This window comes from Rhizobium sp. Root1204 (genome assembly GCF_001424965.1).
GTDB lineage: Bacteria > Pseudomonadota > Alphaproteobacteria > Rhizobiales > Rhizobiaceae > Pararhizobium.
Map to the genome: position 1 here is coordinate 104,844 of NZ_LMCZ01000006.1, position 14,305 is coordinate 119,148.

The window sequence follows — 14,305 nt, forward strand, 5'->3', positions numbered from 1 at the left end:
CACGATCACCGTCCTGGAGTATCCGGTACGGACAGCACTCATTCCGGTTTTCAATGCCGCATGAAGCCAGTTCGGGAGTAGGGAGACGCGCAGGCGTCGAAAATGCAGATTTCAGACCGGCAAAGGCTTCTTTATCTGTATGCGCGTGAGGGCTGGCGCCGCTTCTCGCGCCGCCTCGCCTTGGGCCGCAACACCGCATTCCGCTTTACCGGAACAGCGCCTGACCGGCTGATCGTCGCTCCCACCGACCTGCGCGCCATTGATCCTTTCGTGGCGCAGGAAATTCTGCAAGGCCGCTTCCCGTTGGCGGGCCGCGTATTGGATACGGCGGGCGAATCGCCATTCGAGATAGATCTTCCATCGCATGAATTCGCCGTAAGGTTGCATTCCTTCGGTTGGGTCCGGCATATGCGCACGGTCAAGGAAGATGAGGCGTTTGCGCATCTGCGCCATATCGTCAATGACTGGATCATCACGCACGGGCGCTACATCGGCGGTATAGCATGGGAAGCGGATATCATTTCTCAACGCCTGATTGCCTGGCTGTCACATTCGCCGATCATCCTGCGCAATGCCGAGCATCCGTTCTATCGGCGGTTCCTGAAAAGCCTTGCCTTCCAGGTGCGCTATCTGCGCCACATAACCGACACGACCTGCGACGGCGACGCGCGCTTGCGCGCGCGGATCGCGCTCGCCATGGCCTCTGTTGCCATGCCGGCGTCCGAGGCGACGATCCGCAAAGCCGCCCGCAATCTCGATGTGGAGCTTGACCGGCAAATTCTTCCCGATGGCGGCCACAGTTCGCGTAACCCGCGCACGGGTCTGGAATTGCTGATCGACCTGCTGCCGTTGCGTCAGACCTATGTCAATCTCGGTCATGAGGTGCCGGCAAAGTTGATCCCGTGCATCGACCGGATGTATCCGGCGCTGCGGTTCTTCCGTCACGAGGGAGGTGAACTGGCTCTGTTCAACGGCGCCACCTCGACGCTCGCCAATGAGTTGATGGCCGTCCTGCGCTATGACGAAACGGCTGGTGCGCCCTTCAAGGCCTTGCCGCATCTTCAGTATGAACGGCTAGCGCATAACAATGTCGTCGTCATCATGGATACCGGAAAGCCGCTGTCGCCGGAATTGTCGCGCACGGCACATGCGGGTTGCCTGTCGTTCGAAATGTCGTCGGGCCGACACCGGTTCGTGATCAATTCCGGATCACCAAAGTTTGCCGGCGAACGATTCCGCCAGTTGGCGCGCTCGACTGCGGCGCATTCGACCGTAACAATCAATGACCGCTCGTCGTCACGCCTGTCGCAGTCGGGGTTTCTCGGCCCCATCGTCACCGGCGGCGTCTCCAAGGTTGCGGTCCGCCGCGAGGAACGCGCAGGCCAGCCGGATGCTGTCATCGCCAGCCATGATGGCTACGCGCAGGCCTTTGGCCTGCTGCACGAGCGCGACATCAGCGTCAACGGCCAGGCAAATGCGGTTCGCGGCCGCGACCGGCTGTTTCAGCCGGATGGTTCGGAACCGGCGCAAAGCAACAGCGCCGTCGCCGTTGCCCGGTTTCATATTCATCCGTCGATCAATATCCGCCAGCACAGCGCTCATGAGGTCTATCTGAGCGCGCCGGACGGCGAAGTCTGGCTGTTCACGTGCCGCGACGGCGAGGTTCTGGTCGAGGAAGATATCTTCTTTGCCGATCCCTCCGGCGTTCGGAAGTCGTCGCAACTGACCGTCACCTTCGCGGCGGCCTCACAGCCGGAAATCCAGTGGATTTTTTCGCGCGAAGGGTGACAATATCCTTGGTAGAGCGCTCATTGCCGTGACTGCGGTTTCTTCAGGTGAAAAGCTGTGTTAACGGCAGGCGGACATTTGCCGGAAGACCCTCCCGATATCCGGCGCCTAAGCCAAGGAGCTTGATGATGGCTGTCGCCTCCAAGAAGATTCCCGCCCCGGATCAGGTCACTGTCCGCACCGCCCTCCTCTCCGTTTCCGATAAGACCGGCATCGTCGATCTGGCGCGCGCCCTGCACCAGAAGGGCGTTCATCTTGTTTCGACCGGCGGCACGCACAAGGCTCTCGCCGATGCCGGCCTGCCGGTCACCGACGTGTCCGAACTCACCGGTTTTCCGGAAGTGATGGATGGCCGGGTGAAGACGCTGCATCCTGGCGTCCATGGCGGGCTTCTGGCGATCCGCGATGACGAAGATCATGTCCAGGCGATGACGACGCATGGCATTACCGGCATCGATCTGGCCGTGATCAATCTCTATCCCTTCGAGGATGTCCGCGCCAAGGGCGGCGATTATCCGACGACGGTCGAAAATATCGATATCGGCGGCCCGGCAATGATCCGTGCCTCGGCCAAGAACCACGCCTATGTCACCGTCATCACCGACGCCTCCGATTATGCGGGGCTTCTGGCCGAACTGGGCGCCGGTGCCGCCACATCCTTCGCCTTCCGCCAGAAGATGGCGGCCAAGGCCTACGCCCGCACCGCCGCCTATGATACCGCCATTTCAGGCTGGTTCGCCGAGGTGCTGGATACGCCAATGCCGATTCACCGCACCATCGGCGGCGTACTGAAGGAAGAGATGCGCTACGGCGAAAACCCGCATCAGAAAGCCGGATTCTACATCACCGGCGAAAACCGCCCGGGCGTAGCAACAGCGACGCTCCTGCAGGGCAAGCAGCTCTCCTACAACAATATCAACGACACCGACGCCGCCTTCGAGCTGGTTGCCGAGTTCCCGGTTGCAAAATCCCCGGCCGTCGCCATCATCAAGCATGCCAACCCCTGCGGCGTGGCGACCGGCGCGACCCTGCTCGAGGCGTATGAGCGCGCGCTTGCCTGCGATTCCACCTCCGCCTTCGGTGGCATCATCGCTCTCAACCAGGAGCTGGATGGCGCCACGGCGGAAGAAATCGTCAAGCTGTTCACGGAAGTCATCATCGCCCCGTCGGTCAGCGACGTCGCCAAGGTGGTCATCGCCGCCAAGCCGAACCTGCGCCTGCTGATCACCGGCGCTCTGCCCGACCCGCGCATACCCGGCCTGACGGCAAAGACGGTGTCCGGCGGCCTCTTGGTGCAGACGCGTGACAATGGCATGGTCGAGGATCTCGATCTCAAGGTCGTCACCAAGCGCGCACCGACAGCGCAGGAACTGGAAGACATGAAGTTCGCCTTCAAGGTGGCAAAGCATGTGAAATCCAACGCTGTCGTCTATGCCAAGGACGGTCAGACCGTCGGCATCGGTGCGGGCCAGATGAGCCGTGTGGATTCAGCCCGCATCGCCGCCCTGAAGGCCGAAGAAGCCGCCAAGGCGCTCGGACTTGCTGCGCCGCTCACCCGCGGTTCCGCCGTTGCCTCGGAAGCTTTCCTGCCGTTTGCCGATGGTCTGCTGTCGATGATCGCAGCTGGCGCCACTGCCGTTATCCAGCCGGGTGGCTCGATGCGCGATCCGGAAGTCATCGCCGCCGCCGATGAGGCTGGCGTGGCGATGGTGTTTACCGGCATGCGCCATTTCCGGCATTGATCCATCAATCACCGGCTAAGAAACCCGCCTTCCGGCGGGTTTTTTTATGCGGGCTTATTCGCCGGATAAGGCGTGCGGATGAGGATCAGAAGGCCGGCACCCAGAAAAACGACCAGGGCCATCATGCCGATGCGGGCCGATCCCGTCATCAGGGTAACGGTGGCAACGGCGGCGGGCGCCAGAAAGGTCGTTGCACGGCCAGAGAGCGCGTAAATGCCGAAATAGCGCCCTGCCTCATCGGCGCTGACACTGCGCGCCATGTAGGAGCGGGACGAGGCCTGGACCGGACCGAAAGCAATCCCGACCAGAAGGCCAAAGACGATGTAGGCCTTCTCTGCTGCCGTGCCGAACATCGCGCCGGAATCGGTGGTTGGCAGCGGTAGCAGCCCGAACAATGTGTAGCCGGGTCCAGTCGAGACGATGCCGAGCGTGGCGATGGTCAGGCAGATCAGGCTGACGGTAACGATCACCTTGGAGCCGAGTTTTGCATCGAGCCGGCTGGCATAGAGGCAGCCGCCGATCGCCACGACATTAAGAATGATGCCGTAGACGCCAAGCTCGACGGTCTGCCAAGCAAACATGCTGGCAGCAAACGTGCCGCCCAGCGCCAAAAGGCCGTTGACCCCGTCCTGAAAGATCATCCGGGCAATCAGGAAACGCAGGATTCCGGAGCGGTGGCGCAGTTCGCCGATCGTATGGCGCAGTTCAGTCAGTCCGGCGCGCACCGCGGTCATAGCCGGCATAGCGGCCTTCTGGGCATCGGGCGTGAACAGGAACATCGGCAGGATGAAAACCAGATACCAGAGGGCTGAGATCGGCCCCGTGACCCGCGCATCGGCGCCAGTTGCCGGATCAAGCCCGAACAGCGGGTCTATTCCGAGAATTGTTTTGCCGGATTCCGGGCTTCCGGCAAGTAGCGTGACAACGGCAATCAGGACTATCATGCCGCCGAGATAGCCAAGCCCCCAGGCCATGTTGGAGATACGGCCGATCTCTTTTTCGCCGACCAGGCGCGGCATCATCGAATCGTTGAAAACAATCGAGAATTCCGCTGCGATCGAGGCCAGAATAATGAAGATGAACGGATAGATCAGCGACGATCCCGGCACGGCGAACCACAGGAGCGCCAGTGAAATGATCTTGATGACGGCAAAGAATGCGATCCAGGGCTTTCGCGCGCCGGTCTGGTCGGCGATCGACCCGAGTACCGGCGACAACACGGCGATGACGATGCCGGAGATGGTCAGCGTATAGCCCCACATCGCCTGCCCGTAAGCCGGGTCGTCGGTCAGCCGCGAGACGAAGTAGGGGCCAAAGATGAAGGTGATGATCACGGTGAAGAACGGCTGGGCCGCCCAGTCGAACAGCATCCAGCCGCCGAGGCCAGCGCGCGATACCTTTGGCTCGTCGCCAGCCTCCACCGAGATGCTGCTCACCTGATTCTCCACCGTCTGCCCGCCCCGTCTGGCGCGGACAGTGTCACCTCATCCTGTTCTGCGCAAGATCGCTCAAGAGGCCAGCGGCGACGGTGATCTTGGCGAGCGTGGTTTCTCCCTTTTCCGTCAGCTGGGTCAATTGGTCGGTCACGCGGGAAATCCGGCTGAGATCGCTGTCCTGCCAGGCGCCGACGGGATTGCGCTCATCCTTCTTGTTCGTCAGCACCGCGATGGTGATGTCCTTGCGCGCGGTAGAGATGTCGTTGATGCTGCGCGAAAGGGCCATGGCCTCGTATTGCTCGGTTGCCGAAACCCGCTCGGCGGCGGCGAGCAGCCGGGCGATCCGCAGATTCTGGGTTACGCCAAAGTAGCTCTGTGCCGTGCGTGCCAGCGTCACGCCGGTATCGGCGGTGATCTGGATGATCTCCGGCACGAAGGTCAGCACGGCGAGAGCCGCGATTTCTTCGGCAAGTGCCGGCGGCACGCCGCGCTCGATGAAATAGTCGGCCCTTTGCCGTACATCCGCCTTTGCGTCCTCGGGAATCGAGCTTTGCAGGGCCGATTTCAGTTTCTGCAAGGCTTCGCGCAGCTGCTCGATCGCCTCGCCGAGCGGCGCCTGCATTGCCTTGGTCCTGAGCGTCCGTTCGGTGACGATGGCAAAGATACGTGCCGCCTCCTGGTAGAGCTCATTCTGCACCGCGCCGCTGATGACGTTGTCGAGCGCGTCGATGTCGCCATAGATGCGCTTCAGGTCGTAGCCGTCACGTGTCAGAACTGCGGCCTTGACCACGTCTGCCGGCATGAAGCCCGTCTGGTCGATCAGTGTGCTGACAAAAGCCGGCCCGCCGCGATTGATGACGTCGTTGGCGAGAACCGTGGCAATGATCTCGCGGCGCAGCCGGTGTTCATTGATGTCATTGGCATGCGCCTTGTGCATTTTCGCCGGGAAGTAATCACGTAGTGTTGTCGCGAGATAGTCGTCGTCCGGCAGTTCACTGGCGACGACTTCGTCGAACAGCACGATCTTGGCATAGGACACAAGTACGCCAATTTCAGCGCGTGTCAGGGCCTTGCCGCTTTGGTAGCGCTCGCTCAGGGCCAGATCGTTCGGCAGCACCTCCACTTTGCGGTTGAGATGGCCGTCGGCTTCCAGCCGGGTCATGAGCCGGGCAAGAGCCGTCCGGTTGCCGGCACCCAGCATTTCCGTCAGCGAGATCGCCAGAGACTGTTCGTAGTTGTTGCGCAGCACCAGTGCCGCCACTTCGTCAGTCATCGAAGCGAGCAGCGTGTTGCGCTTGGCGCGTGTCAACCGCTCGTCGCGCATGGCAGAGGCGAGCGCGATTTTGATGTTCACTTCCACGTCGGACGAATTGACGCCGGCGGAGTTGTCGATGGCGTCGGAATTGCAGCGCCCGCCCTTGAGGCCAAAGCCGATGCGGCCGCGCTGGGTAACACCCAGATTGGCGCCCTCGCCGATCACCTTGGCGCCGACATCGTCAGCGGTGATGCGGATAGGGTCGTTGGCGCGGTCGCCGACATCAGCGTCGGTTTCGGTCGCGCCGCGCACATAGGTGCCGATGCCGCCGAACCAGAGCAGATCGACCTGGCTTTTCAGGATCGCCGTCATGATTTCGAACGGTGTCGCCTGGCTTTTCTCGATGCCGATCGCTGCCATCGCCTGTGGCGTCAGCGTTACCGACTTTTCCGTGCGCGGAATGATCATCGCGCCGTCCGAAAGCGTCGAGCGGTCATAGTCCTGCCAGCTCGAGCGCGGCAGGTTGAACATGCGCTTGCGCTCGGCAAAGGATCTTTCGATATCCGGATCAGGATCGATGATGATGTCGCGATGGTCGAAGGCGGCGATCAGGCGGATTTTCTCCGACAGAAGCATGCCGTTGCCAAACACGTCGCCCGACATGTCGCCGACACCGGCGACACTGAACGGCGTCGTCTGGATATCGATGTTCATCTCGCGGAAATGCCGCTTGACGGTTTCCCAGGCGCCGCGCGCGGTGATGCCCATCTTCTTGTGGTCGTAGCCGGCAGAACCGCCGGAGGCGAAGGCGTCGTCCAGCCAGAAGCCGGCTTCCTGCGCGAGGCCGTTGGCCGTGTCGGAGAAGGTTGCCGTGCCCTTGTCGGCGGCAACGACGAAATAGGGGTCGTCACCATCCAGCCGCAGCGTATCGGCCGGTGCCACGATGTCCTGGCCGACAATGTTGTCGGTGATCGACAGCATGGTGCGGATATAGGTCTTGTAGGCCTCGGTGCCGGCCTTGAAGATCTCGTCGCGGGTGCCGCCGGCGGGCAGTTGCTTCGGATAGAAGCCACCCTTGGCGCCGACCGGCACGATGACGGCGTTCTTGACCTGCTGCGCCTTGACCAGGCCAAGCACTTCGGTGCGATAATCCTGCGAACGGTCCGACCAGCGCAATCCGCCACGGGCCACCTTGCCGAAGCGCAGGTGAACACCTTCGACCTGGGTGCCATAGACGAAGATTTCGCGGAAAGGCCGCGGCTCCGGCAGGCCATCGAGGATCTTCGGATCGAGCTTGAAAGCCAGCATCACCTTCGGATTACCGTCGGCGTCGCGCTGGAAATAGTTGGTACGCAGCGTCGCCTCGATGGCGTTGACGTAGCGGCGCAGGATCTGGTCTTCGTCCAAGCTCGGAACGGCGTTCAGGGCCTCCTCGATCGCTGCTTTCAGCGCTGTCGTACGCTTCGTTTTCGGCTTATCTTCCAGCGTGGGGTCCATGCGGGTGACGAAAAGCTTGAAGATATTTGTAGCGATGGCCGGATATTTGTTCAGCGTATCGGCGAGGTAACCCTGCGAATAGGTGATGCCGGTCTGGCGCAGATAGCGCGCATAGGCGCGCAGCACCGTGACTTCGCGGGCACTCAGGCCGGAAAGCAGGATCAGCCGGTTGAAGCTGTCATCCTCGATGACGCCGTTCCAGGCGGAAAGATAGGCTTCCTCCAGCATCGGGCCGGTCTTGTCGAGATTGAGCAGGTGCCCATCGCGATGGATCAATTCCATATCGTGCAGAACAACGAGGCGATCACCGCCCTTGGCGCAGGAGACGATAATGTCATGGGTCTGTTCGCTGATGACCCGGAAGCCGAGATTTTCCAGCAATGGAACGCGGTGCGAGAGCGAGACCGGTTCGCCGGCATGGAAAATCTTCAGTTCAAGCGATTCTGGGCCCTTGCCACGCTTCTGGTAGAAGGCGATGCGGATCGGGTCATCCAGGGAGCATGCAGCGATATCGGCGAGGTCGCTATGGGCTTCGGCTGGCGTAAAGGCTGCCTGATAGGCGGCGTTGACGGAGATCGACACCCCGTCATGACGGGCCAGCAAATTGAACCGGTCGATCCAGCGGGTGACGATATCGCGAACCGCGTCTTCAAGCTTTGCCTGCGCCACGCGCGGCGTCTTGCCGCCGGAACGGCCGATGATGAAATGCACGCGGGCAAGGCCGCCTTCCGGGAAAGCCGGGTAATAGGCGGAGACGCGGCCGTCATAGATGGTTTTCAGATAGAGCCCGATCTTTTCACGGACATCCGAATCATACTGTTCGCGTGGAACATAGACGATAACGGAAACGAAACGATCGAAATGGTCGATACGCGGCAGAACCCGGGTTCGTGGCCGGTCGGCCAGTTCGTTGATCTGTTCGCAGAAACTGGCCAGCAGGCTGACGTCGATCTGGAACAGGTCGTCGCGCGGATAGGATTCGAGCGTATTGGTCAGCATCTTACCGGAATGGCTCTGCGGATCGAAGCCGAAATGATCGACGATCTTCTCGACTTTGAAGCGCAAGAGCGGAATGTCTGCGGCAGGCCTCGTGTAGGCGCTGGACGTGAACAGGCCAACGATGCGCAGTTCGCCGGTGACATTGCCGGCCTCGTCGAAACGCTTGACCCCGATATAGTCCATATAGGCGCGGCGGTGGACGACCGATTTGACATTGGCCTTGGTGATAATGAGGAAATCCGGGCCGTTGAGGAAGGCCAGGATTTCCGGGGTCGTCAGCACGGCATCCTTACCCTGGCGCAGTACGCGCACATCGGGATTGGAGAGAATCCCGAGGCCCCGGCCCTCGCCGCGTTCCACCACGGCATCGTCGCCCTTGCCGGAATAGGTATACTCGCGCATGCCGAGGAAGGTGAAATTGTTGCCGCGTAGCCAGCGCAGGAAAGCCAGCGCCTCATCGCGGTCGCCCTTCTTGCGGCTTGGTGCGTGGTTTTCCAGTTCGTTCATGGCCTGGTCGAGCAGCGCCGTCATCGGGGTCCAGTCGCCGACTGCCTGATGAACCTGGGATAGCACGTTGGCAATCCGCTCCTTCAGGTCTTCGGCCTCGGTGCCGGTCAGGCGGGTCATATGAATCTGGATATGGCTGATCCGTGTAGCCGGATCGCTCTTCTCTTCCGGATCGAAGATCTTAGCTGGCTTCCCGGCCTCAAGAACCAGAATGGGATGCACGGCAAGAAGAATGTCGCGATGGGTGCTGGTCACCTCACCCATGATCGAGTCGTAGAGGAATGGCATGTTGCGATCGGTCACGGAGAGAACCGAAACGTCGTCGCCATTGGGGGCAATGCCCTCGATGGTCTCCACGCTGATCACCGGACGGTCGCTTTCCTTGCGGTTGATCGCCGTCAGCGCGTGGGCGGCGGTCAGCGCCAGCATCTCCGGCGTATAGGCATCCAGATCATCATGGCTGGCGCGGCGAAACAGGATTTCCGGAGCGAGCATTTTTAGCCCCAGGACCTTGCCGGCTTCACTGACTGCTTCGAAATGACGGTCTTTTTTCGGATTGTATTTGGTGCCCATGACGTAACTCCCCGCAATCACCATTTTGGCCGAACCTACCAGAAGAATTGCCCATAGCGATTGTTTTTGTGGCCATTTTTCGGTCAGATTGATCCAAATCGGAATGGCTTTATGAAATTTTCGGCAAGTTCTCGCCGATTTTCGAATTCAATCGGTTGTATTCGCATATTTCATTGTCCTCATGGACGAGGCCGAAATGAGCCTTCCGATCTTTTGGCAGCCGCAGTTGACAGCGGCATGACTGTCGGGCGATCTGGACAGGTCGAAACAGCGGAAAATCAGAAATGTCCGAGCCTGCCCCCGGCGCCGTCATCGTCATTTCCAGCCATGTGATTCGCGGATCCGTTGGCAATCGCGCAGCCGTCTTTGCGCTTGAGACGCTGGGCTATCCGGTCTGGGCTGTGCCGACGGTTATCCTGCCCTGGCATCCCGGCCATGGTCCGTCGACGCGGGTGACGGTGGGTGCCGAGGATTTCGACCGGTTGATCGACGATCTGATCCGCGCGCCGTGGACGGGCGAAGTCCGCGCGGTCCTGTCCGGCTATCTCGCTGGAGCCCACCAGGCAGAGGGCGTTGCCCGCCTCGTTGAAGCCTTGCGCGTGAAGAACCCTGATTTGTTCTATGCCTGCGATCCGGTGATGGGCGATGCGGGCGGGCTTTATGTCCCGGAGGCGACGGCCATTGCGATGCGCGACCGTTTGCTGCCGCTTGCCTCGCTTGCCACGCCGAACCGGTTCGAGCTTTCCTGGCTTTGTGGCGTGGAACTTGAAACAAATGCTGCAATTCTCGAGGCGGCCCTTTCGCTCGGGCCGTCGCGCATGCTCGTCACCTCGGCCATCCCGATGATGCAGGGGGGCACCGGCAATCTCTACCTGTCCGGCAATCATGCGCTGCTGGCCGAACACCGGCTGATCGACAATCCGCCGAACGGGACCGGCGACCTCCTGGCGGCTTTGTTTGTTGCCCGGCTTCTGGAAGGGTTGAACGAGGAGCGGGCGCTGCAATTGGCGACCGCGAGCGTTTTCGAGATCATTGCCCGCACTGGCAAGCGCGGTGCCGATGAACTAACGCTGGAGCGGGATGCCGCCAGTCTGGCGACGCCGATGGCCATGGTTCAGATGCGGCGATTGCTGCATCCCGGGCAGAAACGGCGCTCTTGATATCGTTCGGCCGATCTACCTCTTGCCAGCACATGCCTTGAGCGAATAAACCGTTTCCACCCAAAGCAAACGATACGGAGAGTTTCACGGATATCACCGGCGGCGTGGGCTGCCGTAAATTTGCCTGTGTGCGGCGCACAAAGATGATATGTCGCGGGCTGTCGGCATGAGCATTTGTAAATGTCCACTAACTCAAAGAGCGGAGTGATCGAACATGCAGCGTTTCCCGAGCCAGTTGCTGAAGGGCTATAACAACTTCATGAGCGGCCGCTTCAGCGAGCAGCAACAGAGATACAAGGCCCTGGCGGAAACTGGTCAGCAACCGAAAACGCTTGTCATTGCCTGTTGTGACAGCCGTGCGGCGCCGGAAACCATTTTCGATAGTGGCCCGGGTGAACTGTTCGTCGTTCGAAACGTCGCCAATCTGATGCCGCCCTATGAGCCGGATGGTCACTATCACTCGACATCGGCGGCGCTGGAATTTGCGGTACAGGTTCTGAAGGTCAGCGATATCGTCGTGATGGGCCATGGCCGTTGCGGTGGCATCAAGGCTGCGCTCGATGTCAATGCCGAGCCGCTCTCGCCGGGGGATTTCATCGGCCGCTGGATGCACCTTCTGAAGCCGGCTGCGGAACAGATCCAGAGCAACGAGGTGATGACCGCCGGTGAGCGCCAGAGGGCGCTGGAACGCGTGTCCATCCGCAACTCCATTGCCAATCTGCGGACTTTCCCGTGCGTTCAAATCCTCGAACAGCGCGGCAAACTGCAGCTTCACGGTGCCTGGTTCGATATTTCGACCGGTGAGCTTTGGGTTATGGACGCCAAGAGCGGTGATTTCGGCCGGCCGGGAATGTGAACCTCCGCGCGGCGGGCACACATGGCCGTCAGACATCTGCGATGCCGGCAATCTGCGCCTGATCCCGCGTTGCCGCTCGACGTCAAATAAAAATCCGCAGCCTGGTTTCCCGGGCTGCGGATTTTTTTATTCCTAAAACTGCGTTGCGGATCAGCGGCCGTCGATTTCGGCGCCGATGATGGCGATTGCCTGCTGATAGACACTGGCGGCGTTCCAGCCCTGGATCGCACCGAAATTGGGCTGGCCGGGCTGATAGCCGGCGCCGGCGCTCCAGCCGTGGCCGCGCAGGAAGTTGGCGGTCGAGGCAAGTGCGTCCGCCTTGGAGCGGACCATGTCGATATGGCCGTTGCCGTCACCATCGACGCCGTATTTCAGCACATTGGCCGGCAGGAACTGCGTCTGGCCAATTTCGCCATGCGCTGCACCGCGGGCGTCGGGGCTGAGGTCGCCGCGCTGCACGAGGGTTAGCGCCGCATAGAGTTGGTTGGTGAAAAAGTCGGAACGGCGGCAGTCAAACGACAGTGTCGCGACGGCCGAGAGCGTGTGTTCCTTGCCCAGGAAGCCGCCGAAACCGGTTTCCATGCCCCAGATCGCGATGATCGGGCCGGCTGGTACACCGTAGCGGTTTTCGATGGAGTTGAAGAGGGCGGCGTTCTGCGCCTTCATCTTCTTGCCGCGCGAGATGATCGTCTGGCCGCCACGCTTCTGCATGAACTGGTCGAGCGACAACTTGAAGCTCTTCTGGCCGCGGTCGGCGCGGATCGTCGCCTTGTTGTAGGTGACGTTGGCAAAGGCCTTGTTCAGCACCGCCGGGCTGATGCCACGTCCTGCGGCTTCGCCCTTGAAGTTCTCGACCCAGGCATCAAAGCCTGCCGATGTGTTGCTGCATTGCGCAGCCGATGCCATCGACGGCAGAATTGCCGCCGCGACCATCGCCGTGAAACCTGCCAGTACGCACTTTGCCTTGCGCATGAAATACCCCGTATTGCCTGAATCCAAATTTGTGTCCGCAAAATGCCAGTCTTTGCGGTTTCTGTCACGACGTTGGTACAGTATCGGGAGGGCGTGTTTCACGTGAATCCTCCTTTTGACTATGAAAAAACGTCGCAGTTGCCTTTTTACAAAGAAGCCCCGCATCCCGTTTAACGGATCATGCGAGGCTTTCACCCATTCGTGATGATAAAACCGAAAGGTTGGTATCATCACGAATGGGTATAATTGGTTAAAACTTTATAATTTCTGATCAGGCAGCCTGTTTCTTCGCCTTGATCAGGCCGCGATTGACGAGAAGCTCGGCAATCTGGATGGCGTTCAAGGCGGCGCCCTTGCGCAGGTTGTCGGAAACAACCCACATGTTCAGGCCGTTCTCTACTGTCGCGTCTTCGCGGATACGCGAAATATAGGTGGCGTCTTCGCCGGCCGATTCATAAGGCGTGATGTAGCCGCCGTTCTCGTGCTTGTCGATGACGATGCAGCCCGGCGCCTCGCGCAGGATATCGCGGGCCTGATCGGCGCTGATCTCGTTTTCGAATTCGATGTTGACCGATTCCGAATGGCCGATGAAGACGGGAACGCGCACGGCGGTGCAGGTCACCTTGATCTTCGGGTCGAGCATCTTCTTGGTTTCGGCCAGGACCTTCCATTCTTCCTTCGTGTAGCCGTCTTCCATGAAGCTATCGATATGCGGGATGACGTTGAAGGCGATGCGCTTGGTGAACTTCTTCGATTCGACCGGATCGGCGACGAAGACGGCGCGGGTCTGGTTGAACAGTTCGTCCATGCCTTCCTTGCCGGCGCCGGACACCGACTGATAGGTCGAGACGACAACGCGCTTGATCTTGGCAAAGTCATGCAGCGGCTTCAGCGCCACGACGAGCTGGGCTGTCGAGCAATTCGGGTTGGCAATGATGTTGCGCTTGGTGAACTGGGTGATGGCGTCCGGATTTACTTCCGGCACGATCAACGGCACGTCCTGGTCGTAGCGCCAGGCCGACGAGTTATCGATGACGACGCAGCCCTGTGCGCCGATCTTCGGCGACCACTTCAGCGACACGGCGCCGCCGGCCGACATCAGGCAGATATCGGTGTCGGAAAAATCGTAATTTTCGAGGTTCTTGACCTTCAGCGTCTTGTCGCCGAAGGAAACTTCGGTGCCCTGGCTGCGGGCCGAGGCCAAAGCCACGACTTCATCAGCCGGAAAGCCGCGTTCTTCGAGGATGTTCAGCATTTCGCGGCCGACATTTCCGGTCGCGCCGGCAATAGCAATCTTGAAACCCATTGTCTTTGCTCTCTTTCTGTCTCTCCGCGGGGCTTTGGGGGAAACCCGCCGGCCAAAGGCGCGGGTTTCAGGTCCCCGGCCGTGCCGGGGAGAGAGCGGTGGCCAGAGACGTCAGACGGTTTTCGTCGTCGTTTTGGCCGTTGTTTTGGAAGATATCGAGAAAGAACGAACCCGCCCGGCAGCGAATGCCGGGGCGATCAGCGCAGCGATGGCG

8 protein-coding genes are annotated in these 14,305 nt (G+C 60.5%); 4 read left to right on the forward strand and 4 right to left on the reverse strand.

The window, feature by feature from the left end; translation table 11 throughout:
- Positions 1-102: 102 nt before the first annotated feature.
- Positions 103-1,788, forward strand: coding sequence for a heparinase II/III family protein (locus ASC96_RS08090; protein ID WP_060502524.1), 1,686 nt, complete (start codon positions 103-105; stop codon positions 1,786-1,788).
- 128 nt (positions 1,789-1,916) lie between these two features.
- Positions 1,917-3,530, forward strand: a complete 1,614-nt coding sequence (purH, locus tag ASC96_RS08095) for a bifunctional phosphoribosylaminoimidazolecarboxamide formyltransferase/IMP cyclohydrolase (RefSeq protein ID WP_060502838.1) — start codon at positions 1,917-1,919, stop codon at positions 3,528-3,530.
- Positions 3,531-3,574: 44 nt separating this feature from the next.
- Here purH and ASC96_RS08100 read toward each other — a convergent pair whose 3' ends face one another.
- Positions 3,575-4,966: an MFS transporter gene (locus ASC96_RS08100; protein WP_244481945.1), complete on the reverse strand. Its 1,392-nt coding sequence runs from the start codon at positions 4,964-4,966 to the stop codon at positions 3,575-3,577.
- A gap of 43 nt (positions 4,967-5,009) precedes the next feature.
- Complete coding sequence (locus tag ASC96_RS08105) at positions 5,010-9,797, reverse strand: NAD-glutamate dehydrogenase (RefSeq protein ID WP_060502525.1); 4,788 nt, start codon at positions 9,795-9,797, stop codon at positions 5,010-5,012.
- Positions 9,798-10,081: 284 nt separating this feature from the next.
- Here ASC96_RS08105 and pdxY point away from each other — a divergent pair, with 284 nt between their 5' ends.
- Together pdxY and ASC96_RS08115 are read left to right on the forward strand one after the other, a co-directional pair.
- Complete coding sequence (gene pdxY / locus ASC96_RS08110; protein WP_060502526.1) at positions 10,082-10,957, forward strand: pyridoxal kinase PdxY; 876 nt, start codon at positions 10,082-10,084, stop codon at positions 10,955-10,957.
- Between the two features lie 214 nt (positions 10,958-11,171).
- The gene (locus ASC96_RS08115) at positions 11,172-11,813 is read left to right on the forward strand and encodes a carbonic anhydrase (protein ID WP_060502527.1); all 642 of its coding nucleotides are present in this window, start codon (positions 11,172-11,174) and stop codon (positions 11,811-11,813) included.
- Positions 11,814-11,963: 150 nt separating this feature from the next.
- Here ASC96_RS08115 and ASC96_RS08120 read toward each other — a convergent pair whose 3' ends face one another.
- A complete protein-coding gene (locus tag ASC96_RS08120; RefSeq protein WP_060502528.1) occupies positions 11,964-12,785 on the reverse strand; it encodes a lytic transglycosylase domain-containing protein in 822 nt (273 codons plus the stop codon).
- Between the two features lie 271 nt (positions 12,786-13,056).
- Positions 13,057-14,091: an aspartate-semialdehyde dehydrogenase gene (locus tag ASC96_RS08125; protein WP_060502529.1), complete on the reverse strand. Its 1,035-nt coding sequence runs from the start codon at positions 14,089-14,091 to the stop codon at positions 13,057-13,059.
- Positions 14,092-14,305: the final 214 nt, after the last annotated feature.

Coding starts and splice junctions, on each gene's coding strand:
- ASC96_RS08120 (WP_060502528.1), bottom strand. CDS start 12,785: ATGCGCAAGGCAAAGTGCGTACTGGCAGGTTTCACGGCGATGGTCGCG.
- ASC96_RS08125 (WP_060502529.1), bottom strand. CDS start 14,091: ATGGGTTTCAAGATTGCTATTGCCGGCGCGACCGGAAATGTCGGCCGC.
- ASC96_RS08090 (WP_060502524.1), top strand. CDS start 103: ATGCAGATTTCAGACCGGCAAAGGCTTCTTTATCTGTATGCGCGTGAG.
- purH (WP_060502838.1), top strand. CDS start 1,917: ATGGCTGTCGCCTCCAAGAAGATTCCCGCCCCGGATCAGGTCACTGTC.
- ASC96_RS08105 (WP_060502525.1), bottom strand. CDS start 9,797: ATGGGCACCAAATACAATCCGAAAAAAGACCGTCATTTCGAAGCAGTC.
- ASC96_RS08115 (WP_060502527.1), top strand. CDS start 11,172: ATGCAGCGTTTCCCGAGCCAGTTGCTGAAGGGCTATAACAACTTCATG.
- pdxY (WP_060502526.1), top strand. CDS start 10,082: ATGTCCGAGCCTGCCCCCGGCGCCGTCATCGTCATTTCCAGCCATGTG.